Consider the following 26,881-nt stretch of genomic DNA (forward strand, 5'->3'; position numbering starts at 1 on the left):
CGTTTAAATGAAGTTGAGATTCAATGACCACCATCCACCTCGTCCGTCACGGACAAACCGACTGGAATGTCGAACGCCGCATCCAGGGCCAGACAGAATCCTCATTGACGCCGATGGGCCAGGAGCAAGCCCGCCAGGTAGCGAAAGAGTTGCAGAACGTCGCGTTCGATCGCGCCTATTCCAGCAGCAGCCGCCGCGCCAGGGATACAGCCCGTTACATCCTGGAGCATCACGAGGGGGTGGATCTGGAACTGCGCGATGAACTGCGCGAAATCTATCTGGCAAGTTGGGAAGGACAACTGCACGCGGATGTGAAGCAGACTCACCCGAATCTGCACCACCTGTACCGGAATGACCCTTCCCGTTTCGAACTTGATGGTGCCGAGACCTTCTTCGATCTTCAGAACCGCGCCCGGGCGGTGGTGGACGAAATCGCCAGTGAGAATGAAGGAAAAACCCTGTTGATTGTGAGTCACGGCGCCTTCATCAAAGCCCTGCTCACCCACTACGAAGGACGCCATCTGCGCGACTTCTGGCAGCCGCCGCAAATGACCAACTGCTGCCACAGCATCATCCAGCAGGGGTCGGACGGCGACTTCACGATCCACCAGTATGCCGGGCTGCGAGAGTGGTAGAAGCGTCTTTCCTCTGCAGAACACGCCCCTGCAGGGGCAGTCGTAACCGGGCTTAGCCTTCGACCTCGCGCAGGACCACGGCCGGCGCTGCGGTTACAACGCGCCGGCAGCTGATCACGCCCAACAGCCCGATGCTGAGAGTGCCCAGTAAGGTGCCCACGAACCACAAATGCAAATGGGGCTGAATGGGCACCTCAAGTACCCAATGCTGGATGCTCAGCAGCAGAACCTCCGACCCGAATACCGCCAGCAGCCCGGCGAACAGCCCCAGCACGGAAAACTCCGTCCACACACTGCCGATAATGAGCTTGCGTGAACTGCCCAGGGCGCGAAGCAGGCCTGCTTCCCGAAGGCGGTTACCCATGCTGGCGTTCACCGCAGCCACAAGGACCAATGCACCGCCTGCAATCACCAGCCACAGGACCAGCTCCACACCACTGCTCACCTGATCGATAATGCTACGGATCTGCTGGATGATCTTGTCGAACTCGAACACCATCACCGTGGGGTGTTCGAGCAGTACATCGTTTACCAGGGACTTCTTCCCCGGCGGCAGAAAAACATCGCTGCGGTAAACCGGGGAGTAGTCTTCCAGCACGCCAGGGGCCGCGATAAAGAAGTACCATTCAAAGGAATCCCGATTCACGGTCCGGAAATTTTCCACCACCACATCGACGGTCAGGCCGCCCACGCTGAAAGTGAGCGTATCCCCCAACTCGAGCCCCAGCCGCTCGGCCACTTCCACCTCGACGGACATGGCGCCGGGGCGTTGCTCGTCGTTGATCCGGGCCGCGTCCCACCATTGTCCCGCGACAACTTCGTTGTCCTCCTGCAGCTCGGCGTTCCAGGTGAGATTGAGCTCCCGTCGCAGCACCCCGTTGCGCTCGCGCATTTCCTCGGTCGGCGCCTCGCCGTTAATGGCGACCAGACGCGCCCGCAGCATGGGCGAGAAGCTCACGTTCTCAATGCCTTCCTTTTGCAACAACTGGCGCACCGGTTCGCGCTCGTGGGGCGCGATGTTCAAGAAGATGTGGTTGGGGGCATCCTCGGGCAACTGCAGCTGCCAATCGTCCAGGAGACTGCCGCGAATCGTGGTCATGGCCAGCAGCAACATGATGGCGGTGGCGAATACGAGGATCTGCACGGTACTCTGGCCCGGACTGCGCTGCAAACTGGCCAGAGCCAGTCGCCACACGCTCCCGGCATGCATACCCAGCTGGCGCCCCAGGCGCAGGAGCCAAAGCGCCAGTATGCTCGCGACCCCAATGATCCCCGCCAGGCTCAGGAAGACGGAGGCCGTGAGCCAAAGGTCCCCGCTGTAGATGAAAATCAGCAACAGGACCGCCGCCACTCCGAAACCGCCCTGAATCCAGGCGCGGAGGTGCCGTACCGGCATCTCCCGTCGAAGGATCTTCAGTGGCGGAATACGTGGCAGATGCCAAAGCGGCGGCAGAGCGAAAAAGATCAGGCACACGAAGCCGGTGAGAATACCCACGCCGTAGGCGCCAAGACCGGCACCTCCGAGCACCACCGGGAACAACGAGGACAGAGCTGCGGACACCAGGCGCTGAACCACTTCTCCCACCAGCAAGCCGGCCAATGAAGCCATTGCGGCCAGGTACAGCAACTGAAACAGATACAGCCCGCGCACCCGCCGCGCACTGGCGCCCAAACTCTTCATGAGAGCGACTTGATCAACATGGCGGTTGGCGAATTGCTGGGAGGCGATGGCGATGGCCACCCCCGCCAGTAACACGCCCACGATCCCCGCCAGCAGCAGGAAGCGGGTGCCCCGGTCCAGTGCGTTGGCCAGTTGCTCCTGAGAGGATTCCAGACTGAGTATGCGCTGATGTTCGCTGGTTTGCGCCTCCAGCCACTCCTCCAGAGCGACCATCTCGCCTTCGTCGCCGGCCAGCAGCCAGCGATAAGAGACGCGACTGCCCGGCTGAATCACGTTGGTAGCTGGCAGGTCCTCCAGGTTCATGATCAGCCGCGGACTGACCATGGACATGCCGCCGCCGCGATCCGGCTCGTTGATAATCACCCGTGTGGCCCGCAGGTCTTTATCACCCACTTGGACCGGATCGCCGAGTTCGGCTTCCAGGAGCGGCAACAGGCGGGAGTCCACCCAGGCTTCGCCCGGGGCGGGTATTCCGTCCGCCACGCGAATATCCTCCGCATCCACGGCAAAGGGGCGATCGCTCAGTTCGATTTGCCCCAGCAGCGGATAGCCACTGCTGACGGCCTTGATGGAGGCCATGTTCATGCTTTCGTCGGAGAACACCATGGAAAGAAATTCCACCGTGTTCGCCTGACGGACATCGAAACGCCCGGCCGCTTCCTGCTGCCATTGGTCGGGAATGGGTTGGGAGCTGTCGACAATGCGGTTGGCGCCCAGAAATGCGGCGCTTTCCTCGATGAGAGCGGTTTCGAGCCGGTTGGTGAAGACGCTGATGGCGCTGACCACGGCGACGGCCAGCATAATGGCGATAGCGAGGATTTTTACCTCGCCGCTGCGCCAGTTGCGCCACAGCAGGCGGAAGGCCAGCATCAGTTCACCGCCGTTTGCGCGGGTGCGTGTACCACGCGACCGGCCTCGAGCTCCAACTGATGGCGGCAACGGCGGGCCAGCCGATCCTCATGCGTGACGAGAACCAAGGTGGTGCCCTGCTCCTTGTTCAGCTCGAACAACAGGTCGATAATTTTAAGGCCGGTTGCAGAATCCAGGTTGCCCGTGGGCTCATCGGCAAAAAGAACTTTGGGTTCGCTGGCAAAAGCGCGGGCGATCGCAACCCGTTGTTGCTCCCCGCCGGAGAGTTGCTTCGGGTAGTGATGCATGCGGGCTTCCAGGCCCACCCGGGCAAGAAAGGCCTCGCTGCGTTCGCGGGCCCTGTCCCGCCCATGCAACTCCAGGGGCATCATCACGTTTTCCAGGGCACTCAGACCCGGCAAGAGCTGGAAGGACTGGAAGACGAACCCGACGTTATCCGCGCGCACTTTCGCACGCCCTTCCTCGTCCATGTTTGTGAGCTCGTGGCCGTTGAGGTTGACGGTGCCGCTGGTGGGAACGTCGAGGCCCGCAAGAATGCCCAGCAGAGTCGACTTTCCCGAGCCCGACGCGCCGATAATGGCGAGACTGTCGCCGTCGGAAACCTGGAGTGAAACCTTGTCGAGGATTACCAGCTCGCCTTCGCTGGTGTTGACCTTCTTGCTGAGATTGTCTGCTTTAATCACTCGAGAGCCGCTAACCTTTTCGAAGCGCGCCATGGCCAAGGGCCCGGGGCGTCTGTGAATCTGTGAATGCCTCAAAATCCCTTCCCCGGCCATTCGCCAACGAGGCCATGCGGAGGGGTGTACGGGAGTTATTCAGAGGCTTCCTAGTCGCGAAAGTTTGTGAATTGCAGAGGCATATCGATGGGCGCTTCTTTGAGTAGTTGTATCACTTCCTGCAAGTCGTCCCGCTTCTTGCCCGTGACGCGCACCTGATCCGATTGTATCTGAGCCTGAACTTTCATCTTGCGGTCTTTAATCAACTTAACAATCTTCTTGGCCAATTCGGTGCTCAGCCCGGTGCGTACCGTCACCTCCTGCCGGACCTGTTTGCCCGCCGTGTTCAACTCCCCTTCCTCCAGGCACTTGATGTCGATGCCGTTCTTGTGCAGTGCGCTTTTCAACATGTCGAGCATTTGGGCGACCTGGAAGTCCGCCTCCGCCACGATGTTCACATTGAAGTCGTTGCGCTCGAATCGTGCGTCCACACCTTTGAAATCAAACCGGTTGCCGACTACCCGGTTAGCCTGATCCACGGAGTTCGTCAGGGTCTGTTTGTCCACTTCCGAGACAACGTCAAACGATGGCATTTATTCCCTCCCACTCTTTTATGTTCTTTTAAATGGGGAGCATCATATCACCACTCGAAAGCCCGGCGACAGGCACACTGTGGCGCGGCGCCTAAAGCAGGACCGTCACGATGGCCAGCACGCAGAGCCAGAAGATAAGGGTGCGGGAATAAAGAGACAGGACGGCGTTGAACTCACCTTCCGCATGGGCTTGAGGATGGGGGCCCTGGAGGTGAGCACCGTCCACGTTCAGAGCGCCGGCGACGAAGTGGCGCAGCGCTTCACCCGTGGAGAGCTGGGGCGCCCAGAAATAGTTGTGCCAGGCATGAATACACCCGACGAAATTGCCGGTGAGCGCAAAGGAAAGGCCCAGCACCCGGGATGCAGGCCACTCCAGCAACCACAGCCATCGGCGCGCATCTTTGCGGCCTGCAAGCTCGCTGTCCTGCAGGTAGAGAACGCTCAACCGGTAGACGAGCGCGCCCACCGGACCCAGAACGATGAACCAGAAAAGCACCGCGAAGGTACGCTCGAACCCCCGATAGCTCATGCTGGTAAGCATACGCTCATCAAGGGCCTCCCAGTCCCCCTCTCCGATCAGATCCAGCTGCCCCTGACCGGGAATGACGATGGTGTGGCAGGCCGCCAGCGCGCCAAGCCAGTCATCTTGCTGACGCGCCCGGATGTACCGAACTACGCACCCGGTATAGCGACCGCGCCCCACGCTGTACAAAAGCACCGGAACGGCCACCAGAAGCTGAAGCCAGTACCCGATCTCTTCCACCAGCGCCAGCAATATGAACAGCGCAAGCGCCGGTACCGCAATGGCGAGAGCAGGCACAGCAGCCGCCTTTTGCAGCAAAGCGGGCTGGTCGGTCAACCAGTGGCTCCAGCGGAAAAACCAGCCGTCATGATGCAAGGGCTTTGGGGCACCGCTCCAGCGAAGCACCAGGTAGGCGATGACCACCGCAAGTAAGGTCATAGTGAATCTCTCTTGTCCGTCGTTCCGGAATTTTCAGCCGGGCAGGCAGTTGGGAAACGCAGGTCGTCGTTCAACAACCAGCCGCCAGGGTCGAGCGATAGCGCCGCCAGTCAAAAGCCGGGCCCGGGTCCGTTTTGCGCCCCGGTGCGATGTCGCTGTGTCCCGTGATTCGGTTCGGCGTCATGGCGGGATAGGTTTGCAGCAAGGTTTGTGTCACGCCGGCGAGCATTTCGTATTGGGCGTCCGTATAGGGGTGGTCGTCAACGCCCTCGAGTTCAATACCGATGGAAAAGTCGTTACAGCGGGTGCGGTCTTCGAAAAAGGACTCGCCCGCATGCCAGGCCCGGTGCTCAAAGGACACGAACTGGGTGACCTGCCCGGTGCGCTCGATCAGCAGGTGGGAGGATACCCGCAAGTCCACCAGTCGCTGGAAGTACGGGTGCTGAGTGCAGTCCAGAGTGTTGCAGAAGAACTGCTGGACGCAGCCACTGCCAAACTGGCCCGGCGGAAGGCTGATATTGTGAATGACCAGCAGATCGACGGCGCAGTCCCCGGGACGCGTATCAAAATTGGGGGAAGGAACATGATTGGCCGGCTGCAGCCAGCCCTCGGAAATACTGAAGCTCACCGCGGACCCCGAAAGAAAAAACACGCGCCGGATTATTGCACAGGTGGGCCGACGGGAAAACCAGCCCTCCGGCGGGCCCGGTAGGTTAGGTTAGCGAAGCGTAATTCAACAGCTACCCACATCGGCCCGGTTCAACAATGTTGGGTTACGGCCTTCGGCCTAACCCAACCTACGCACACCGCCCAAGTCCGGATGCGGGTAGGTTGGGTTAGCGAAGCGTAACCCAACAGGTGCCCACATCGGCCCGAGTTCGCCATGTTGGCCGCGCTCACAGCCAAAGTTCCACAATGTTGGGTTACGGCCTTCGGCCTAACCCAACCTACGCACACCGCCCAAGTCTGGATACGGGTAGGTTGGGTTAGCGAAGCGTAACCCAACAGGTGCCCACATCGGCCCGATGTTCGCCATGTTGGCCGCGCTCACAGCCAAAGTTCCACAATGTTGGGTTACGGCCTTCGGCCTAACCCAACCTACGGGTCGCGCCGGCCCCCGATGACCGATTCCAGCGCACGTTCGAACAGCATGCTGTCGTCGAGCGGTTTGAGCTGATCCTGCTGTAGCGCCAGGGCAAGGCCCTCGCGGCTCTGCTCCGCCACTTTCATGCCACTGCGGTTCACAAAGATGTACTTGCCGGTGGGTTTGATGATGGCAGCCAACCGGCAACGGTAATTCTTGCCCGAGCTTTCCACCATCTCGAACCAGGCCCCCTGGGTCAGCCGATCCACCATCGCCAGAAATTCGTCTTCTACATGGATTGCGGCTTCGCTTTCCACAGCTTCCATTTCGGCTTCTGCGCTCATGGGCTCAGCGATTTGATCCGCTGAACCGGACCAGGCCTCCGATTCCGACTCCAACTCCGCCGCTGCTGGCGAGCCGGGCTGCAGGCGGGCCAGATGAATCTTCTCCAAACGGTTCAGCAGTTGCGTCATTTCAAAGGGGTTGAACGAGATTCGCTCCAGTCCGTCCCGCAGGCGCTTGACCAGATGCGGAATCATTCCCAGCAGTTTCTGGCGCGAGTCCGGGCCGGGAACCACTGTTACGCTCCACACCAGGTCCTCTGCGGTTTGCAACGCCCGTTGCCACTCCTCGCTGTCCGCGCCGTGTTTTACACGGATAAGAAACAGCACGTTGCTCCAGGCCGTGTCGAGAAGATTGCGCACACTGGGCGGGACCGCCTGACCTTTCAGCACCCCCGCAAGAGCCTCGGTGACCTGCTCCCGCGCGGTTTCCGCTCGGGCTTTACCGTCCTCGGCATCCACCGTGCGACGCTCCAGAATGGACGCCCGCCGGCGTTCACGCTCCACAAAGGAGACGAACTCGGCAAGCACCTCGTCGAAGATTCCCACGTCCGTCTCGAAGCCGCCCAGGAGGCGCTGCACAATCTCATCTATCTTCTGGTACAGCGGGTCGCGCGGGCGCTCGCCATCGGGGTTCTCCTGCCACCCGAGGGAAGCGGTAGCCATTTCGTTCAGGAGCCGCCGCGCGGGGTGGCCGCGCTTGTTAAAAAACGAATCATCCACGAGCGCCACTTTCAGAACCGGGATCTGAAGCCGGCCAATGAGGGCTTTCATGGGCTCAGCCAGATTGCTGTCGTCCAGGATGAAGTCGAACAGCAGTTTGACTAGATTGATGGTCTCCATCTGGGTCCGGGACAGTGCGCGCTCCCCGTGCTGCTCATTGAGCACCTCGAGCAGTCGGCCGGTGAGATCCGTGTTCAGGTTCCTGACGGACGCTACGGAACGGTCCCGGGGCTCGCTGGCGCTGCCCTGCAACAGGGTCAGGGCACCCAGCAGATCGCTGCTGGCCACATAGATATTGACCTGGGTGCTTCCCTGCTCTTGCTGACGGTCGCCACCGGGTTCCTCGGCGGGCGCTTCCGTGCGGGAGGGTGCGGCTTCGGCCTCCGGTTTCTGATGCTGGAGCGAGGGCAGAACATTGTTCTCGATCAGTACCTCGTTGAGGCTGTCGTAAACCTCGGGAAGTTGGCTGACCACATACTGTTCGAACAGCTTGAACAGCACCAGGCGCGCCTTGACCTCCGCATCGAGCCCCCGGACCGCGCGCGCAAAGGCCGCGCAGATCAGCTCGGGGCCGAGCGGGTTGGTTTTCTGGTAAACCTTGTTGGGAACCAGACTGTCGAGGCGCAGGGAGAGATACTGAAGACTTTCACCACAATTTTTATTGGCCTTGGCCACCATGGACTCGATGGCCACGAGCTCTTCCAACTCCTCGTCGCCCACCAGCGAAAGGCCGCTCCCGCTGGCGCTCGCCGAGGCGTAGGGCTCCCCTTGTTCCGGGGCGGGCGGGTTCCCCACCAGGTTGAGGAAGCCCTCATCGATACTGCGGGCAAACTTCGCCTCCATATCGCGGCGGCGAATCCGCACTTCGCGCATGGATTCGAAATACAGGTTCTGATCGTGGTTGCTGGTGGCCTTGTCCGCAAGCGCGAACAGGGCATCATCCGCGTTATCGAACAGGGTGCGCAGCAGCTTCGAGAACAGGTGAGCGCCGCGTTCCCGCGTCGCGTGAACGGGTGCTGGTAAGCGCGCAACCAGCGCGCGGTCGCTGGCCGTAGAGGCATCGGTCCCGGTTATGGAGACGACTTTCGCACCAGGATTTTTGGTGTCGGAGGACATAAGGACAACTCTCCCGGTTCATATCCCGATCGGTGTGGGGGCGGTGATGCGCACCCGGCAACTCTCGCTCGCCCGGGCGTTCGAATCAGGTCGTCCGGCTCTCGCGCATCACCCGCAGGTAACTATGCCTGACCCGGATGACGGCTGTTTGACAGATCTGGGTCCAGTCCGGCGGATCAAAAAGCAGTTGTGCCGGAGCAAGTCCTCGCAGACCGACTTCCGGCAGCCTGCTATGATGGCAGGATCGTGCTTTTACTGGAGTTGGAGTATATATCGCGACTGCCGGCTGACTCAGAGACAAATAGCCAGTTCGAGAAACCATTCACACAGTGGTAATAAGACCGCCGGCCCTTTTATTACTAAAACGAAGCGACCCGCAAGTTCTGACTCCAAAAGTAAATTAAACCCATTTTTCCGTCGAGTTTGCCAAGATGCCCTCAGATTCCTCCCCTTCCCACGCGCGGCTCGGTAGGCACATGCTGTTCATCGGTTGGGCCGTTGGGCTGGCGCTGCTCGTTCTCGCCTTCGGGAACTGGGAAGAGCGTCAGTTCAATCCCAACAGCAACCTCCAGGGCCAGACCCTGGAGGGGGCCCGGGAGGTGACCCTGCAGGGCAACCGCTTTCACCACTACGTGGCCACCGGCGAGATCAACGGTCGCAAGGTCACCTTCCTGCTGGACACCGGGGCCACGGACGTGGTGGTGCCCGCGGGCCTTGCGGAGGACCTGGGCCTGCAACCGGGCGCCCGGGCCTACGCCCAGACCGCCAACGGCACCGTGGAGATCCGCCGCACCATGATCCGCGAACTCACCCTGGGACCCATTCGCTTTGAAGACGTGCGGGCCAGCATCAATCCGGGCATGTCCGGCAAGGAAATACTGCTGGGCATGAGTGCCCTGCGCCAGGTGGAGCTGATCCAGAAAGGCACCGAGCTGACCCTGCGCCAGTACGCACCGTGAACAGCTAAGGCAAAACTGCTATGATCCACGGCCTCTTTCAGCCCCGACCACCATCGAATCCATGACCGATTTTTCCAAGCTCCTTCCCGACCTCGAAGCCGACATCAGCCGCAGCGTGCGCATCGCCCTGGAAGAAGACATCGGCGATGGCGACATCACCGCCCGCCTGATCCCCGCCGAACAACAAGCAGAAGCCACCGTCCTCACCCGCGAGGACTGCGTTGTCTGCGGCACGCCCTGGGTCGATGAGGTCTTCCGACAACTGGACCCGGACGTAAGTATTCAATGGATGGTCAAGGACGGCGACCGCATTGCGGCCAATACCACCCTCTGCACACTCAAGGGCAAGAGCCGCAGCCTGCTCACCGGCGAGCGCACCGCCCTCAACTTCCTCCAGCTCCTCTCGGGCACCGCCACCACCGCCCGCCAGTTTGCGGACCTGGTCAAGGACTCCGCCATCAAAATCCTGGATACCCGCAAAACCATCCCGGGCCTGCGCACCGCCCAGAAATACGCCGTGCGCTGCGGTGGCTGCCACAACCACCGTATCGGACTGTTCGACGCCTTCCTGATCAAGGAAAACCACATCGCCGCGTGCGGCGGCATCAAACAGGCGGTGGAGGAAGCCCGGCGGCAACAGCCCGGCAAGACCGTGGAAGTGGAAGTGGAGAACGTGGAGGAACTGGTCCAAGCGCTGGAGGCGCAGGCGGATGTGATTATGTTGGATAATTTCTCGGGCGAAATGCTGACCCAGGCGGTCCGTTTACGCTCCGAGTTGCACAGCGCCTCTCAGTATGAGGTATCGGGAAATCTTGAAGCCTCCGCTCTCAGTCATCTCGCGGGAATGGCCGTGGATTACGCCTCGTCGGGCGCCCTCACAAAGCATCTGCGGGCAATCGACCTTTCGATGCGGATTGGTTAGGAGCCATCCGCGCTCTGCGGCTCCGCTCCCCGAAATGGCACCCTGCCGTCAATCCAGAAACGGGGTTTCTTTCTCTCCCAATCGACGAGATTGTATTCGACCATTTGGGAGTGATATTCGAGCACAGCGTACCATGTGCCCGTCAAAAGCGCGGCGACCACAACGCCTGCCATTCCTTTTTTCCAGAATGAAGCATTACCCAAACAGGACGTATTATTGACGAGAGCAGGCCGCCACACCACGGCCAGGAACAAAGCCAGAATCCAGAGACCGAGAAACATCGACCAAGGCAGGATGAATATCCCCGATACCTGGGAATGAATAAGCGCTGCAACCACAGAAGCAGTGAGACCCGTTATTCGCAGACCTCGCTCGGTCGGCCCCTCGTCCACAACGGAACGCCGCAGTTTGAGCCATTGCCGAACCGTCGCTCCCACAATCAACAGCAGTCCGAGTATGGACAACCACCCCCACTCGGAGGCCCACACCCACAGCATGCTATGTGGTGCCGCAACCGTTGAGTCTTCCGTGGGCCAGCCAAGCGGGCCAACCCCAAGCGGGAAGTTCTGCAGGCTGAGTTCCCACGCACGGGCCCACAGCCCGAGACGACCACTGCTCGTAGTGTGAAAATCTCTCCCTTTCGCCGCAGCATCAAACAGCCAATCAGGGACGGCGTAACTCAAAAGGAGCCACAACAGCACTCCCACTGCCACGATTCTGAGCATTTCCCTAAACAACACCCGACCGCTTGCCCCCAGGACAATTGCGACAAATATCATCGCCGTTGAGAGGGAAACAAGGCTACCACGACCCATACTCAGCATCAGCACCCAGATCCAAACTCCAGCTGCGGCCCTCAGGGCCCACAGGGTAGCTGGTGAGGCGCCTTTATCAGACAGCCACAACAGAAGGACCGGAAAAAGCGGCAAACTCCAGGTAGCCAAATGACTCCAGAATCGTCGGTGCGGAAATCCAATTGGCAGATGAATGTGTAACGCACCCCCACCGTCGGCAAGGAACCAGCCATACGTAAGCAAGGTCAGCAGCGCGTAGACGCTAACCCCGATTCCAATTGCTACCACTAAAAAATTGGAATAACGAATCCATTCGTCTTCTGGGTGTGCAAAAAACATCGAAGCAAGAAGCCAAGCGGCCGTGAAGTACACGAGGTATTGCAAGACTTCGGCAAGCGTTGCCGAGGACACATCAGAGCTCAGGAGTGAAGCCAATCCAGCGCCAATGAAGATCGAGAATCCCATCAATACAACGAGTGGGGGCCGGTACACCACCCAAAAGCAGGAAATCAGGACAACTGAACACACGATCATCAGAAAAAACCGGGCCCGATCATAGCTGCCCATCATTTGACCACTGTCGCCGACTAAAGCAACGACAATGAGAGCCACTACCGAAAGTGGAACCAGACTCCGTGCCGCTGTAGCGAGATTATTTTTAGCCAGAATCACTGCGAGGCGCTTCCATGCTTAGTCATGCCGCCCACTCTGGCCCGATAGATATTGCTCAACAGACTTTTTCTCTGCTCTCCCGTCAAAGCAGTACCACTTGATAAAATCACCAGTACTCCGCCATTCTCGTCAACCATTAGCAGTGACTCAGCCCCCGGAAGCAAACCCTTCTGAAGATAGACTCGTGTGCCCCCCCTCTCGGAATAGGGATACAGTGCAAAGCCGAAGCAATCCTCGTGACGATCTCTGCCACAGTTTTGGGGCACCTGTGCCGACAACAGATTCAACCTATCGCGAGAAAGCATTCTTTTTACCGACACGGCAAGAGCGGCAGCACTGCCGGACAAGGACGCCACAGGAGCCAGTGCCTCGAAATCAAAGAACCTGTGGTACGTTTCGCCATAAAAGTCGTCATTGCGAAAATCATAATGCACTTCGTCGGGCATGTAAGGTCCGTGTACGAATTGGATTCCTGATTCGTCATCCAAATAGTGTTTCCGAATATGGTCCTGGTAGGTGCTTCCCGTTACGCCTTCGATTACCTGGCCAAGTAAACAATAGCCTCGATTCGAGTAGCTGTGTCGCTCGCCCGGAGCAAAGTCGAGGGTGAATTTCGCCAACACCTGAAGATCGTAGGGACACCAGGGCTTTTGACCGTGAGCGAACATTACATCGAGCGTCTGAAAACGATCGAACCCCGCCTGATGACGCAGCAATTGCTCGATCGTAATGCTTGCAACACGAGGATCCTTCAAGGGTGAAAGATCAGGGATAAACTCAATTAACTTACTGTCCAGTTGGAGTTTTCCCTCCGACACCAGTTGCAGCACTGCATCCGCCGTGAAGATCTTGGTCAGGCTCGCGTAGCGGAATCGGGTGTACTGATCCACCCTCGGCGAAAGAACCGGGACGTTCTTCCACCCGTTTTCACAATGGTGCAGGCGCCCCCCAGAGGTCATGAATACCAGCTGGTTCGAGAGAGAACCACCCTTCCGAGTGATCTTTTCCAGTACCACCTCCATCCACTCTGGCGCTTCGGCACTGCACCGCCCGCTCATTACGCTAAGTTGTGCCTCGACGGGATATATCGCTCGAAAGATGGCGAGCCGGTCGGCAATCCAGAAGTGGGCACCCGTTGCCACGAGGGACACCAGCCCCACGACAATCGTGATATCCACCAAACGCCTTTTCATTCTTAGAGTCTGCCGTAGTTTCGCGTGCACCTTACCCAAAAAAAATGCCCCCGTTCGGGGGCATTTTCGATCGCATGCTGCCTATCTTAGGTGCTGCTTACGTCACAACCTGTCGGAGCGTAATTTGCGTCGACGTTAGTCGTACAGGTCCACGCACCATAGAAATCACGTGACCATTTGAGGTATTTTTCTTGAATCACGCCCGAAGCTCCGTTGCCGAAGGCCGCATTCATTTCAATGGTGTTGCTGCCCGCGGTGGCGGCTGCATTGATAAACGCCGTGAAGCCTGGGATTGGCGTATCTGACTGATCGTTAATCGCTACCAGGTTAGATCCACCCAGCAGGCTGCTTCCGCTGAAACCCCAGTTGCATTGGGTTTCGTCGTCGCCTTCGTTGAAGCAAAGCTCGGCTGCAGTTCGCAGTGCGCCGATTTCGCCCATGACCCGGCTAACCTGAGATTTGGTTACATAGTTCTGATACTGAGGAATCGCCACAGCGGCCAGAATACCGATGATAGCGACTACGATCATCAGTTCGATGAGCGTGAAGCCCTGTTGTTTTGCTTTCATAGTGAACTCCGATAGCAGATATTTGGATAACTTTGTTTGGGTAGAACCCGGCCCGATGCTGCAACACGCATCCGGACACTGACATGCCGCGAGCAACTTCCGGGCCAAGCTCAGCCTTGGCCGTTCGGACGCCGCTTGAAGCGGCCTTCCACCTTCCTCACCGACCAAATCGCTGACAAAATACGTCACATTCCTTCGGTTTTCGTCTCGTCGGCTTGCGATAAACCGCCAGAACCGAACCTTGCGCTCAACACTCACATCGATTGACTAAAGCCTTTGATTTACATAGTGTTAGGCAATCTACCTGTTATCGACTATAAGAATAGCCGGCCACCCTGAGATCCAACGCCCATGAATGCCAAATCCCCCGTGATTAGCGGCCTCGCCCGACGGCTGATTAATGACGGCATCATCGACGAACAAACCGCGCAGAGTACGCTGGCTCAATCTGCACGGAGCAAAACGCCCTTTGCGATTCAACTCGTAAACGACGCAAAGGTGGACAGTCTCGCCGTGGCCGCCGCGGCCAGCGATGAATTCGGCACCCCACTGCTGGAACTGGCGGCCTTCAGTCCCGAGCACATTCCCTCGGACCTGATCGACCAGAAGCTGGTTCAGAAGCATCACGTGCTGCCGCTTTACAAGCGGGGCAACCGGGTGTTTATCGCCGTGTCCGACCCTACCAACCTGCACGCCTTCGACGAGATCAAGTTCAATACCGGCAAAAACGTCGAACCCATTGTCGTGGAGCCGGACAAGCTGGCCCAGGCCATCGAGGCCTACCTGAATCGCCAGGAAGAATCCATCGGCGATGCCCTGGGCGGGCTGGATGACGAGACGCTGGACAACCTGGATGTTGAAGGAGGAGCCCAGGATCCGGCAGAGGTGGACGATGAAGACGTGGAGGCGGACGAGGCGCCCATCGTCAAGTTCATCAACAAGGTGCTGCTGGACGCAATTCGCGGCGGGGCCTCGGACATTCACTTCGAACCCTACGAAAAAACCTACCGGGTTCGCTTCCGCACCGACGGCATCCTCAAGGAAATGGCCCGACCGCCGATCAACTTGGCCGGCCGCCTGGCCGCGCGCCTGAAAGTGATGTCCCAGATGGACATCTCTGAACGCAGGGTGCCCCAGGACGGGCGGATCAAAATGAAGATATCCCGATCCCGGGCCATCGACTTCCGGGTGAACACCCTGCCCACCCTGTTCGGGGAGAAGATCGTACTGCGTATCCTGGACCCCAGCTCCGCCAAGCTCGGCATCGATGCTCTTGGCTACGAGGAAGACCAGAAGCAGCTCTATCTGGATGCGCTGAACCAGCCCCAGGGCATGATCCTGGTCACGGGCCCGACCGGGAGTGGTAAGACGGTGTCCCTCTATACCGGTCTGAATATTCTCAATACGCCGGAACGGAACATCTCCACGGCGGAAGACCCGGTGGAGATCAACCTGGAAGGCATTAACCAGGTTCAGATGAACACCCGGGTTGGCCTTACGTTTGCCGAGGCCCTGCGCTCCTTCCTGCGTCAGGACCCGGACATCGTGATGGTGGGGGAGATCCGGGATCTGGAAACGGCGGAGATCGCCATCAAGGCGGCCCAGACGGGTCACCTTGTGCTTTCCACCCTGCACACCAACAGTGCGCCCGAGACGCTCACCCGTCTGCTGAACATGGGAGTCCCCGCCTTCAACGTAGCTACCACCGTGAGTGTGATTATCGCCCAGCGATTGGCCCGGCGCCTGTGCGGGAACTGTAAAAAACCCGCCAAGGATATCCCCGATCACATCCTCACCCAGGAGGGCTTCGATGAGATCGGCATCGAACGCAAGGACCTCACTCTCTTCCACCCGGCGGGCTGCTCCCAGTGCACCAACGGCTACAAGGGCCGGGTGGGCGTCTATGAAGTGGTTCGCATCACGCCCAAGATCGCCAGCCTTATAATGGAAGGGGGTAATTCCCTGCAGATTGCTAAACTTGCAAACGAAGAAGGCTTTCGGAACCTGCGAGTCTCGGCTCTGCGTAAGGCGGCAACAGGTTTAACGAGCCTCGAAGAGGCGAATCGGGTAACGAAGGACTAGAACAATGGCAACAGTAGCCGCAAGCAAATCCGACGTTTTCATCTACAAGGGAGTGGACAAGAAGGGAAACAAGGTCGAAGGTGAAATGAAGGGCCAGAGCTCGGCTCTGGTACGCGCCCAGCTGATGAAGCAGGGCATCCGCGCCAAAGGTGTGCGCAAGAAGCCCAAGCCGCTTTTTGGGGGAGCGTCCAAAAAAGCCATTAAACCCATGGACATCGCCATGTTCACACGGCAGATGGCGACCATGATGAAGGCTGGTGTGCCGCTCGTACAAAGCTTTGAGATCGTAGCGGACGGTCTGGAAAACCCCAGTCTGAAGGAGCTTCTTCTGTCCATACGCGAGGACGTGGCAGCGGGCAGTGGGTTTGCTCCGAGCCTGCGCAAACATCCCAAGTATTTTGATGATCTGTTCTGTAATCTGATCGAATCCGGAGAGCAATCGGGCGCTCTCGAAACCATGCTCGATCGGGTTGCTACCTACAAGGAAAAATCCGAAGCGCTCAAGGCCAAAATAAAGAAGGCCATGACCTACCCGATCGCAGTCGTTGTTGTTGCCGTTGTGGTCACTGGCATCCTGTTGGTCAAGGTTGTTCCTACCTTTGCCGAAACCTTTGCGGGTTTTGGGGCCGATCTTCCCGCATTTACGCTTTTCGTTCTAAGCATATCCGAGTTCGTCCAGGAATGGTGGTTCATAGGACTGGCGGGCGCGATAGCCTTATTCTTTCTATTCAAAGAAGCCCGGCAACGTTCCAAAGCGTTCGCGACGGGAGTGGATCGCTTGTCACTCAAAATGCCCATCATTGGCGACATCATCTACCAGTCCATTATGGCCCGCTTCGGACGAACGCTTTCAACCACCTTCGCCGCGGGCGTACCGCTTATTGACGCGCTTACCTCGGTGGCAGGCGCAACAGGCAATCGCATCTATGAATCCGCGATCCTGCGTATTCGAGAAGAGGTGTCCACGGGTATTCAGCTCAACCAGTCACTCCGCGGGTCTGGCCTGTTCCCGGCCCTGCTGGTCCAGATGACCGCCATCGGTGAGGAATCCGGAGCTCTGGATGAAATGCTCGATAAAGTGGCCTCCTTCTATGAGGAGGCCGTAGATAATATGGTGGACAACCTCACCGCCATGCTCGAACCCATGATCATGGCCGTACTCGGCATCCTGATCGGCGGTCTCATGGTGGCCATGTACATGCCCATCTTCCAACTTGGCTCGGTGATCTGATCCATGGAATCACAATTGAGCCAGTTGCCCCTCGGGCTGATCGTCGCGTTTTTCGGAATTCTCGGCCTGGTGATCGGCAGCTTCCTGAATGTTGTTATTCTCCGCGTGCCCAAAATGATGACCAACTCCTGGCGCGCGGACTGCTGCGATCTGCTGGAAATGGACACACCAACCGGCGGTGAAGAGCCATTCAATCTTTTTGTGCCCGCCTCCCACTGTCCGGCCTGTGGACACAAGATCCGCGCCTGGCAAAACATCCCTCTGTTGAGCTACATCTTCCTGCGGGGGCGCTGCGCCAACTGCCAGGCGCGCATTTCCCCTCGCTACCCGCTGGTGGAACTGGTTACGGGCCTGCTTTCGGCCGGGGTAATTTTCCATTTTGGGCCCACGGAACAGGGGCTTTTTGCGCTGTTGCTGCTGTGGGGTCTGATCGCGCTCACGGTCATTGACATCGACACCCAGCTTCTGCCAGACAACATTACCCTGCCCCTCCTGTGGCTGGGCTTGATCGTTAACAGTGCGGGCATGTTTGTTCCGCTCCAGGACGCCGTCTATGGCGCGGTGGCCGGTTATCTGGTGCTCTGGTCTGTGTTCTGGGTATTCAAGCTGCTCACGGGCAAGGAAGGCATGGGCTACGGGGATTTCAAGCTGCTGGCGGCCCTGGGGGCGTGGATGGGCTGGCAGTCCCTGCCGGCGGTGATTCTGCTGTCCTCCTTCGTGGGGGCCGTGATCGGCGTCGCCGGCATTCTCATTCAGGGCCGGGACAAGAACATCCCCATTCCCTTCGGGCCCTATCTGGCCATTGCCGGATTGATCACCTTGCTTTGGGGTGAGCAACTGGGTCAGTATTACCTGCAACTCGCGAACCTGCAGTAATCCCTGATAGCTCTTCCAGAGCGGGAAAGCCCATGTATGTAGTCGGTCTGACGGGCGGCATCGGCAGTGGCAAATCCGCTGTGTCCGCCCTCTTCGAGTCCCACGGCATCACTGTTGTTGATGCGGACATCGCCTCCCGCCTGGTGGTGGAAAAGGGACAGCCGGCCCTGGAGAAAATCGCCGAGCATTTCGGCCCGGACATTCTGCAGCAGGACGGCAGTCTCAACCGGGCGGCTTTGCGCAAGAAGATCTTTGATGATGCGGGAGAGCGGGGCTGGCTGGAGCGCCTGCTCCATCCGCTGATCTACCGGGAAATCCAACGTCAGCTCGCCGCGGCGAGCAGCCCCTATGCCATGCTGGTCTCGCCGCTGCTGGTGGAAACCGGACAGAACCGCCTGACCCAGCGGATTCTGGTGGTAGACGTGCCCGAGGAACTGCAACTCGAGCGAGCAATGGCCCGGGATGCCAGCAGCGAGGAGCAGATTCGCGCAATCATGGCAGCCCAGGCCAGTCGGGATCAGCGCCTCAAGTACGCGGACGACGTCATTGTTAACGACAATACCCTCGAGCAACTGGCCGAAGAAGTAAAAGCGCTCCACGAGGATTATCTTTCACGGGCTGCCGGTGCTTGACGCGAACCGTGGGCAGGCCTTTGGAAACTCCTTTTCGACTCGAACTCTTTTCCACTTGAAATAGGGCGCTCATTCGGGCACATTCCCGCCTTGCTCCGAACTCCTCGCCTGCATCGCCGTGGCCTGGTGTTCGATCGCGTACTCCACGCGCAACCACTTCAACCTGAACAGCCGCACTATGCCCGAGCCACTCGAACTTGAATGTCCCCAGTGCAAGGCACCGGTCCTCTGGACCGAGGACTTCCCCTACCGCCCGTTCTGCTCCAAACGCTGTCAGATGATTGATTTTGGCGAGTGGGCGGAAGAAAAGCACCGGATACCCGGCGACAAGGACGTGGACAGCAGCTCCTCCGCCGACGAAGAAGAGTTCTAAATCGCTCAGCCCCAGAACGCGCGGATTGCGGCTACTCCCTGGGCGCCGGCTTCTTTTGCACGGGATAGATTATCCATCCCGAGCCCCCCAAGTGCATAGATCGGGATGTTCACGGCCTCAACCAAAGCGGCGAAGCGCTCCCAGCCGAGGGGCGGCTGATTCGGATGCGTCGCGGTCTGCGCCACCGGGGATAACAGCGCGTAATCCAGATCCAGCTGTTCCGCACGCAGCAACTCCTCCTCCGTATGGCAAGAGGCCCCGCAGAGCTGGCCAGGCGCTGTGGGGCGCCCATCGCAGGCCATCAAACCCTGAGCGGTCAGGTGCAGCCCCTGGGCCTCCTGCTCGTCTCCAATGGCCTGATGCAGGATTACTCTGGCCCCGTAGGCCGTACACATCTGCAGGGCCCCTTCCACCAACTTCGCCCGCTCTTCGGGTGCCAGCCGGTTCATCCCTTCCGCGGGCCTGAGCAGCACCAGCCGAATACCCTTTTCCAGCGCCTGTTCCAGCCGCATTAAAAACTCGTCACGGTCCCCAAGAGCGCCGCTGATGAGCATGGCGTCCGGTAGGTTCAGGGCTTTCACGATGGTCCGGTTGGCCGCCGGCAAAGGATAGTCCCCGTGCGGGCCCAGCTCGCCGACATCCACCCACGCCAGCGGTTGGCCTTCGTTGCCGCGCGGAGCGCCGCTGAACCGGGTGACCTGCCTTACATCCAGCAACACGCTTTTATCCGGGTAGTGGTGACGGATCTGAATGAGAGGCTCACTGGACTCAATCCCGATCAGCAGTTCCTCGTGGAGTTCACGGGCCAGCGCGGTTTCGATGGATTCGCCCGGCTCGACCTTGCCGCCTGGAAACTCCCACAGGCCACCCTGGTGAACATCGTCCCGGCGTTTGGCGAGGAGCACCCGGCCATCCTCGTCCCGCACAACACCCACGGCCACATGGAGGTAGTCGGTCATGTCAGGTCCGGTACTCCGCGTTGATGCGGACGTATTCGTGGGAGAAATCCGTGGTCCAGAGAGTCTGTTCCGCGCTACCGCGCCCCAGGTCCACATTTATGGCGATGTCGCTCTGGTTCATCACCGCCTGGCCCTGCTCCTCCGAATAGGACTGTGCCCGGGTGCCCTGATCGACGATCAGCACATCCCCCAACCGGACGGACACCCGGGCGGGATCCAGCCCCTCCACACCCGCGTAGCCGATGGCGGCCACGATGCGGCCCCAGTTGGGGTCGGATGCGAAGAATGCCGTCTTCACCAGGGGCGACTGGGCGATGGCGTAACCCACCTTCCGGCATTCCTCTTCCGTCCCGCCGCCGGCTACATTGATCTCGATAAACTTCGTGGCGCCTTCGCCGTCGCGCACCATCATCTGCGCCAGTTCCACGAACACCTGCTCCACGGTATCAGCAAAGCTCTCATAGAGGCTGCCTTCCGCCGCGGCAATGGCCGGCACCCCGGCCTGACCGCTCGCCATCAGGATGCAGGCATCATTGGTGGAGGTATCCCCGTCAATCACAATGCGATTGAAGGACTTGCTCGTGGCCCGCCGCAGGACGGCATCCAGGACACCGGCATCAACGGCTGCATCCGTTGCCACGAAGCCCAGCATGGTGGCCATGTTGGGCTTGATCATCCCCGACCCTTTGGCGATGCCGGTTACCGTGACGGTCTCTCCTTCAAAGGCGAACTGCCGGCTCACAGCCTTGGGCACCGTATCGGTGGTCATGATGCTGCGCGCCGCGCGGATCCAGTTGTTGCCTTCCAGGCCCGCAAGGGCTTGAGGCAGGGCCTGCAACATCTTTTGCACCGGGAGCAACTCACCGATCACGCCCGTGGAGAAGGGCAGCACCTGCTCCACACTTACACCTTTCTCATCGGCGATCTGCTGGCAGATTCTTCGGGCATCTCTGAGCCCCTGCTCTCCGGTGCAGGCATTGGCATTACCCGCGTTGATCACCAGGTAACGCACGCAGTTTTCGCAGGCACGGAGGTGTTGCCGGGCGAGAGTTACTGGCGCTGCGCAGAAAGCGTTTTGAGTGAACACGCCGGCGGCTGTACTGCCTTCCGCCAACTCGATGACGAGGATATCGTCGCGGCCGACCCGTTTAATGGCAGCCCCGACGGTGCCCAGGTTGACGCCGGCAAGCGCCGGGATTTCATAAAGAGGGATTTCGCCTACGGTCATGGAGGTGAGTCTCTGGAGAATTGCAAACGATAATCAGCGAAAGTAGCGCCAGGGCCTGACGAGTTCAAGCGAAACAATGCGAAGCCCGCGCGCCGGGCGGCAATCAGCGCGCGGAACACATCTGATGAGTTGGGGCCGAGCCTGAGAGGCAGCGGCCCTATGTTGCCAATATTGGCGCCTTCAGCGCCCTGGCTTCAGAGTGCTTGCCGTCAGGACAGACGACCATGGCACTGCTTATACTTCTTGCCGGACCCACAGGGGCAGGGATCGTTGCGGCCCACTTTCTGCCCCTCGCGCACATAGGGAGTCTGCTGGGCTGCCGCTTGCTGAGGACGCTCGCCGCCCTCCTGCGCGGGCTCCGCCTCGCCCAGTCCGGCCGCTTCCGCGTGCTGGAGTTCCAGTTTCTGGCGCTCCAGCGCTTCGCGCTGCCGGCGCTCCATTTCTGCCACCTGTTCCTGGCTCATGGGTTCGATGCGGGCCAGAATGCGGATGGTCTCCTGCTGAATGCCATTGAGCATGGACTGAAACAGCTCGAAGGCCTCCCGCTTGTATTCCTGCTTGGGATTCTTCTGGGCGTAGGCGCGCAGACCGATGCCCTGACGCAGGTGGTCCATGTTGGCCAGATGCTCTTTCCAGCGGCTGTCCAGCACCTGCAGCATGACCTGCTTTTCGATGTCCCGGATGACGTCGCCGAAGCGCTCGCACTTCTCGTCGTAGGCCTTCTGGGCCGCATCGAGAATGCGCTCGCGCAGGGATTCCTCGTGCAGATTTTCATCTTCATCGAGCCACTTCTGCACCGGCAACTGCAAGTGAAACTCGGCGGCCAGGTGCTGTTCCAGGCCAGGAATGTCCCACTGCTCCTCGATACTCTGGGGTGGTACGAAGCCACTGATGGTGTCGTTGATTACATCCCGTCGGATTGCCGTGATTGCCTCGGCGATGTCCTCCGACTCCAGCAGGTCCTGCCTCTGTTGGTAGACCACCTGGCGCTGGTCGTTGGCCACGTCGTCGTACTCGAGCAACTGCTTGCGGATGTCGAAGTTGCGACCTTCCACCTTGCGCTGGGCGTTCTCGATGGTATTGGTGAGCATGCGGCTCTCGATGGCCTCGCCTTTTTCCATGCCCAGGCGCTGCATGAAGTTACGCATGGAGTCCGAGGCGAAGATCCGCATCAGGTTGTCTTCCATGGACAGGTAGAAGCGCGATACACCCGGATCCCCCTGACGACCGGCGCGTCCGCGGAACTGGTTGTCGATGCGGCGCGACTCGTTGCGTTCGGTACAGATGATGTGCAGACCGCCCGCTTCGATCACCGTGTCGTGGCGCTGCTGCCACTCGGCCTTGATCTGTTCTTTCTGCTCGGGAGTGGGCGATTCCACCTTGGCCACTTCCGCTTCCCAGTTGCCGCCGAGCATGATGTCCGTGCCGCGACCGGCCATGTTGGTGGCAATGGTCACTGTGCCCGGTCGCCCGGCCTGGGCGATGATTTCCGCTTCCTTCTCGTGAAACTTGGCGTTCAGCACCTGGTGCTCGATTTTTGCGGCCTTGAGCCGGCGGGACACTTCCTCGGAAGTCTCGATGGAGGCAACGCCCACCAGCACCGGCGCATTCTTCTCTTTCAGCGACTTGATGTCCTCGATGATGGCCGAGTACTTCTCTTCCATGGTGAGGTAGACCAGGTCGTTCAGATCGGTACGTGCCACCGGTTTGTTGGTGGGTATCACCACCACGTCCAAGCCGTAGATCTGGCGGAATTCAAAGGCCTCCGTGTCCGCAGTACCGGTCATGCCGGACAGCTTGTCATACAGGCGGAAGTAGTTCTGAAATGTAGTGGAAGCGAGGGTCTGGCTTTCGCTCTGGATGGCCACCCCTTCCTTTGCCTCGATGGCCTGATGCAGCCCCTCGGACAGGCGCCGGCCCGGCATGGTGCGGCCGGTGTGTTCATCGATCAGCACCACCTGATCGTTCTGAATGATGTAGTCCACATCCCGGTGAAAGAGAGCGTGGGCCCGCAAGGCCGAGTTAACGTGGTGTACCAGGCCGAGATTTGCGGGAGAGTAGAGGCTGTCGTCCTCCCCGAGCAGGCCCGCCTGGGTCAACAGGTCCTCAACCAACTGGTGCCCCACTTCCGTCATCTCCACCTGGCGGGTCTTCTCGTCCACCAGATAGTGACCCTCATCCTCCTCGCCCTCCTGTTTGCGGAGCTTGGGAATGAGAGTATTGATGCGCTTGTACAGTTCGGAACTGTCCTGGGCGGCGCCGGAGATTATAAGCGGGGTTCGGGCTTCATCGATGAGGATGGAGTCCACCTCATCCACGATGGCGTAGTTCAGGGGCCGCTGCACCTTGTCCTGCAGTCGCAGGGCCATATTGTCCCGCAGGTAATCAAAACCATACTCGTTGTTAGTGCCGTAGGTAATGTCTGCGTTGTAGGCGTCCCGCTTGGCCTGCGCCGGCTGCATGGACTGAATCACCCCGACCGTCATACCCATAAATCGATAGATGGGTCCCATCCATTCCGCATCCCGGCTCGCCAGATAGTCGTTCACCGTCACCAGGTGTACGCCCGTTCCCGGGATCGCGTTGAGATAGGCGGCCAGGGTGGAGACCAGGGTTTTACCCTCCCCGGTTTTCATCTCCGAGATCTTGCCTTCGTGCAGCACCATCCCACCAATCAACTGCACATCGAAATGACGTAGCCCCAGGGTGCGGCGGCTGGCTTCGCGGACGGCCGCGAAGGCCTCCGGCAGCAACTGGTCGAGGGTTTCCCCATCGGCAAAACGCTTGCGGAACTCTTCGGTTTTGGCGCTCAGTGCCGCATCATCGAGGGCCTGCATGGATTCTTCCAGCTGGTTGATGCGCGCAACAACCTTGCGCATGCGGCGCAGTTCTCGGTCATTTTTTGATCCGAAGATGGAGCGAAGTAATCTGCCTATCATGTGTCAATCCAATTGTTGTGCGGCCACCGATCAGTGCCAGATTCAAAAAATGTCGCACAATCTACTACAGGCGGTGGCTCGATTGCTACTTTTGGGGGGTGCGAGCACGAAGCTCGGACAAACGGAAGGTGCCGCGGGATTCCGCTCCCTGGCTCATTGTAATGGGTTCGTTTCCGGGGAAATAAACCCTGCCAGGGAAGGGAAGCAGCTTGAGGGGAAAATCAGCGTGAAGCGCGGTGAATATAGGTCGCAGGGTCGACGGTGCGACCGTTTTTGTACACTTCAAAGTGCACGTGCGGGCCGGTGGAACGGCCACTGGAGCCCATCTTGGCGATAACCTGGCCCTTCTGGACCACCTCGCCCACCTCTACCAGGTTCTCGTGGTTGTGGGCATAACGGGTGGAGAACCCACCGCCGTGATTGACTTCCACCATTTGGCCGTAGCCGTATCGCTCACCGGACCAGGTCACCACACCGGCTGCAACGGAAACCACTTCGGAGCCTTGCTTGCCCGCGAAGTCCACCCCCGCGTGCCAGGCGATATTGCCATTGAAGGGGTCCGTACGGCGGCCGTAGCGGGACGACATCCAGCCTTTGGTGATGGGGCGCCCGGCAATGAAAATGTCGCTCTGGATATTCTGCTTGGCCAGCAGGGCCTCAAGGGTTTCGAGCTGCAGTTCGCGATCCTCGATCTGATCGCCCAGTTGCTGGATCATCTGCAGGAAGTCGGGGGCCTGATAGGCCTCACCCATGGCAACGGATTCCGGGCCACCCACTGCCGGCGGCTGGCTGAAGTCGAATTCGCCCTGGTCGAGTTTGGCGATGGTCGTCAGGCGTTCACCAAGCGCGTCGAGCCGGAGCAGGCGTGCCTGGAGCTCCGCGACGCGCAGCGTCAAGGCACCGAGCCGCTCTTCCGCCTGGCGGCGCGCTTCGGCGATCTGCGCTTTTTGCTCCTCGAGCGCCTGGTTCCACATACGGGTGGACTGTTCGGAAAAGAGCTCTCCATCGTGCCGCTCCTGCTGGATCGCCACCATGTATCCGAGGGCCGTCAGAGAGCCGATAAAACAAAGGGAAACCAGGCCGCGAGTCCAGCCACCGAGGGTGAAGCTACGGGTGCGCCCGTTGCGTTTGCTGACCAGAATAACTTTCATGTGTGTGTTGCCAGCGCCCTTCGACAGACCATGTGCCAAACCCCTACATCGTGTGGCGAGCCCAACAGTTTACGCTGGCTCAGCTATACCTCAAGTAAATTTCATTGGCCGACAGTGACTTAGGCGCTATTTTTTATCGGTTGGGATTTTTGCGTGCCGCATTTCTGTGCTTCCGCCGCGGGAAGCAGGCGTCAAGCGTCACTCCAGCTCAAGCACAGGAAAATATGGCATAGAAAACAACGGATTGCCAATGGCTTTTTGAGCGGAACCTCAACTTTTTTGATGGGCGGCACCACGAGAGCCACGAGCAGTCGGCATTACCGATGCTCGTGCTCAAGATTAAGGCAGGTTAATCCAATCCCTTTGTGCGGACCGCAAAAAGGTCGAATCAGGCGAGTATGGGTTGCATGTAGGAGATCGGGGCAGTGGCCTCGTCTTCGAAAGTCACCACTTCCCAGGCGTCTTCCCGCGCAATCAGCTCGCGGAGAGAACGGTTGTTCAGGGCGTGACCCGACTTGTGGGCCTTGAACTCACCGATCAGGCTGTTGCCCAGCAGATAAAGGTCGCCAATTGCATCGAGTACCTTGTGCTTGACGAACTCGTCCTGGTACCGCAGGCCGTCTTCATTGAGGATGCGGTACTCATCCACCACGATTGCGTTATCCATACTGCCGCCCTTGGCAAGGCCCTTGGAGCGCAGGTATTCGAACTCGTGCATGAAACCGAAGGTTCGGGCACGACTCACCTCTTTAACAAAGGAGGTGCTGGAGAAATCCACCGCCGCTTCGGTCTGGCGATCGCGAAAGACCGGGTGATCGAAGTCGATGGAGAAGCTTACCTTGAAGCCGTCGAAGGGCAGGAACGCGGCCTGCTTATCGCCTTCTGTTACTGTAACCGGCTTTTTGATTCGAATGAATTTCTTCGGAGCATTCTGTTCAATGATGCCTGCTGATTGCAGCAGGAATACGAAGGGCCCCGCGGAGCCATCCATGATCGGAACTTCAGAAGCGTTGACCTCGACAATAACATTGTCGATACCCAGGCCCGCCATGGCCGATAACAGGTGCTCAACTGTGGAGACCTTGACGTCGCCCTTCATCAGTGAGGTGGAGAGCGTCGTGTCCCCCACATTTTCGGCTTTTGCTTCGATCTCCACGACCGGGTCCAGATCGACCCGGCGAAACAGAATACCCGTATCAACCGCTGCGGGTTTCAGCGTAAGAAGGACTTTCTGGCCTGTGTGCAAGCCAACACCGGTGGCCCGAATTTCATTCTTTAGTGTTCTTTGTTTGATCATCGATTAAAGTTTCACCAGTGGAGGCCGCGGAGGCGGCAATACTATCAGAAAAGATTGACCAGGAACAATGCTTAAGTATTAGGACGTACTTCCTAATACCCAGGCTTTATTGATACTGATGCTTTATATAGCCAAAGCGCGCCGGGCTGGCGACCCGGCGATGTGAAAATGTTACCAGCTTCACGCGGAGAAGCCCGTGTTGCAATCGACCCTTCCAGCACAGTGGGGATCCGTGCGCAACCCGCCCATCGATCGGTATGCCTTTTATAGCACCGGTCCGAAGG

Annotated in this window: 22 protein-coding genes and 1 pseudogene; 8 read left to right on the top strand and 15 right to left on the bottom strand. The window is 59.1% G+C overall.

Annotated elements, in window-relative coordinates:
• The first annotated feature begins 23 nt into the window (after positions 1-23).
• On the top strand, positions 24-635 hold the full coding sequence (locus tag ACURWW_RS04515; protein WP_445616715.1) for a histidine phosphatase family protein: 612 nt from the start codon (positions 24-26) through the stop codon (positions 633-635).
• A 52-nt stretch (positions 636-687) separates the two neighbouring features.
• On the opposite strand, the gene ACURWW_RS04520 is transcribed toward ACURWW_RS04515, so the two are convergent.
• The 6 genes from ACURWW_RS04520 to ACURWW_RS04545 form a co-directional block, all read right to left on the bottom strand.
• Positions 688-3,186, bottom strand: coding sequence for an ABC transporter permease (locus ACURWW_RS04520; protein ID WP_445616714.1), 2,499 nt, complete (start codon positions 3,184-3,186; stop codon positions 688-690).
• Entirely contained in the window at positions 3,186-3,869 is a 684-nt protein-coding gene (locus ACURWW_RS04525) for an ABC transporter ATP-binding protein (RefSeq protein WP_445616713.1), read from the bottom strand. The genes ACURWW_RS04520 and ACURWW_RS04525 overlap by 1 nt, the downstream gene beginning before the upstream one ends.
• Before the next feature lie 143 nt (positions 3,870-4,012).
• A complete protein-coding gene (locus ACURWW_RS04530) occupies positions 4,013-4,495 on the bottom strand; it encodes a YajQ family cyclic di-GMP-binding protein (protein ID WP_445616712.1) in 483 nt (160 codons plus the stop codon).
• 91 nt (positions 4,496-4,586) lie between these two features.
• Entirely contained in the window at positions 4,587-5,456 is an 870-nt protein-coding gene (locus ACURWW_RS04535; protein ID WP_445616711.1) for a hypothetical protein, read from the bottom strand.
• Between the two features lie 70 nt (positions 5,457-5,526).
• Entirely contained in the window at positions 5,527-6,084 is a 558-nt protein-coding gene (gene ampD / locus ACURWW_RS04540) for a 1,6-anhydro-N-acetylmuramyl-L-alanine amidase AmpD (RefSeq protein WP_445616710.1), read from the bottom strand.
• 470 nt (positions 6,085-6,554) lie between these two features.
• Complete coding sequence (locus ACURWW_RS04545) at positions 6,555-8,720, bottom strand: DUF1631 domain-containing protein (RefSeq protein WP_445616709.1); 2,166 nt, start codon at positions 8,718-8,720, stop codon at positions 6,555-6,557.
• A 476-nt stretch (positions 8,721-9,196) separates the two neighbouring features.
• Between ACURWW_RS04545 and ACURWW_RS04550 the strand changes: the two genes are divergently transcribed.
• On the top strand, positions 9,197-9,679 hold the full coding sequence (locus tag ACURWW_RS04550; protein WP_445616708.1) for a retropepsin-like aspartic protease family protein: 483 nt from the start codon (positions 9,197-9,199) through the stop codon (positions 9,677-9,679).
• A gap of 61 nt (positions 9,680-9,740) precedes the next feature.
• A complete protein-coding gene (gene nadC, locus ACURWW_RS04555; protein ID WP_445616707.1) occupies positions 9,741-10,601 on the top strand; it encodes a carboxylating nicotinate-nucleotide diphosphorylase in 861 nt (286 codons plus the stop codon).
• On the opposite strand, the gene ACURWW_RS04560 is transcribed toward nadC, so the two are convergent.
• From ACURWW_RS04560 to ACURWW_RS04575, 4 genes and pseudogenes are all read right to left on the bottom strand, one after another.
• Positions 10,598-12,067 carry an O-antigen ligase family protein gene (locus tag ACURWW_RS04560; RefSeq protein WP_445616706.1) on the bottom strand — a complete coding sequence of 490 codons (1,470 nt, stop codon included), beginning with the start codon at positions 12,065-12,067 and terminating at the stop codon, positions 10,598-10,600. The two genes, nadC and ACURWW_RS04560, sit on opposite strands and share 4 nt — an antisense overlap.
• Complete coding sequence (locus tag ACURWW_RS04565; protein WP_445616705.1) at positions 12,064-13,245, bottom strand: serine hydrolase domain-containing protein; 1,182 nt, start codon at positions 13,243-13,245, stop codon at positions 12,064-12,066. The genes ACURWW_RS04560 and ACURWW_RS04565 overlap by 4 nt, the downstream gene beginning before the upstream one ends.
• 101 nt (positions 13,246-13,346) lie before the next feature.
• Positions 13,347-13,700 carry a pilin gene (locus ACURWW_RS04570; RefSeq protein WP_445616750.1) on the bottom strand — a complete coding sequence of 118 codons (354 nt, stop codon included), beginning with the start codon at positions 13,698-13,700 and terminating at the stop codon, positions 13,347-13,349.
• A gap of 14 nt (positions 13,701-13,714) precedes the next feature.
• Positions 13,715-13,829: pseudogene (locus tag ACURWW_RS04575) on the bottom strand (pilin); the annotation flags it as partial.
• A 351-nt stretch (positions 13,830-14,180) separates the two neighbouring features.
• Between ACURWW_RS04575 and pilB the strand changes: the two are divergent.
• From pilB to yacG, 5 genes are all read left to right on the top strand, one after another.
• On the top strand, positions 14,181-15,911 hold the full coding sequence (gene pilB / locus ACURWW_RS04580) for a type IV-A pilus assembly ATPase PilB (protein ID WP_445616704.1): 1,731 nt from the start codon (positions 14,181-14,183) through the stop codon (positions 15,909-15,911).
• A 4-nt stretch (positions 15,912-15,915) separates the two neighbouring features.
• Positions 15,916-17,142 (top strand): type II secretion system F family protein, encoded by a 1,227-nt coding sequence (locus tag ACURWW_RS04585; RefSeq protein ID WP_445616703.1) that lies wholly within the window; start codon positions 15,916-15,918, stop codon positions 17,140-17,142.
• Between the two features lie 3 nt (positions 17,143-17,145).
• Positions 17,146-18,018 (top strand): prepilin peptidase, encoded by an 873-nt coding sequence (locus ACURWW_RS04590; RefSeq protein WP_445616702.1) that lies wholly within the window; start codon positions 17,146-17,148, stop codon positions 18,016-18,018.
• Between the two features lie 32 nt (positions 18,019-18,050).
• The gene (gene coaE, locus ACURWW_RS04595) at positions 18,051-18,650 is read left to right on the top strand and encodes a dephospho-CoA kinase (protein WP_445616701.1); all 600 of its coding nucleotides are present in this window, start codon (positions 18,051-18,053) and stop codon (positions 18,648-18,650) included.
• A 178-nt stretch (positions 18,651-18,828) separates the two neighbouring features.
• On the top strand, positions 18,829-19,023 hold the full coding sequence (gene yacG, locus ACURWW_RS04600; protein WP_445616700.1) for a DNA gyrase inhibitor YacG: 195 nt from the start codon (positions 18,829-18,831) through the stop codon (positions 19,021-19,023).
• Positions 19,024-19,028: 5 nt separating this feature from the next.
• Here the strand turns inward: yacG and ACURWW_RS04605 are convergent, their stop codons facing one another.
• From ACURWW_RS04605 to lpxC, 5 genes are all read right to left on the bottom strand, one after another.
• Positions 19,029-19,982: a Nudix family hydrolase gene (locus tag ACURWW_RS04605; RefSeq protein ID WP_445616699.1), complete on the bottom strand. Its 954-nt coding sequence runs from the start codon at positions 19,980-19,982 to the stop codon at positions 19,029-19,031.
• A 1-nt stretch (position 19,983) separates the two neighbouring features.
• Complete coding sequence (gene argJ, locus ACURWW_RS04610; RefSeq protein ID WP_445616698.1) at positions 19,984-21,210, bottom strand: bifunctional glutamate N-acetyltransferase/amino-acid acetyltransferase ArgJ; 1,227 nt, start codon at positions 21,208-21,210, stop codon at positions 19,984-19,986.
• Positions 21,211-21,419: 209 nt separating this feature from the next.
• Complete coding sequence (gene secA / locus ACURWW_RS04615; RefSeq protein WP_445616697.1) at positions 21,420-24,149, bottom strand: preprotein translocase subunit SecA; 2,730 nt, start codon at positions 24,147-24,149, stop codon at positions 21,420-21,422.
• A 221-nt stretch (positions 24,150-24,370) separates the two neighbouring features.
• A complete protein-coding gene (locus ACURWW_RS04620; protein ID WP_445616696.1) occupies positions 24,371-25,300 on the bottom strand; it encodes a peptidoglycan DD-metalloendopeptidase family protein in 930 nt (309 codons plus the stop codon).
• 388 nt (positions 25,301-25,688) lie between these two features.
• On the bottom strand, positions 25,689-26,597 hold the full coding sequence (gene lpxC, locus ACURWW_RS04625) for a UDP-3-O-acyl-N-acetylglucosamine deacetylase (RefSeq protein ID WP_445616695.1): 909 nt from the start codon (positions 26,595-26,597) through the stop codon (positions 25,689-25,691).
• Positions 26,598-26,881: the final 284 nt, after the last annotated feature.

It is taken from the genome of Gilvimarinus sp. F26214L, assembly GCF_054401055.1.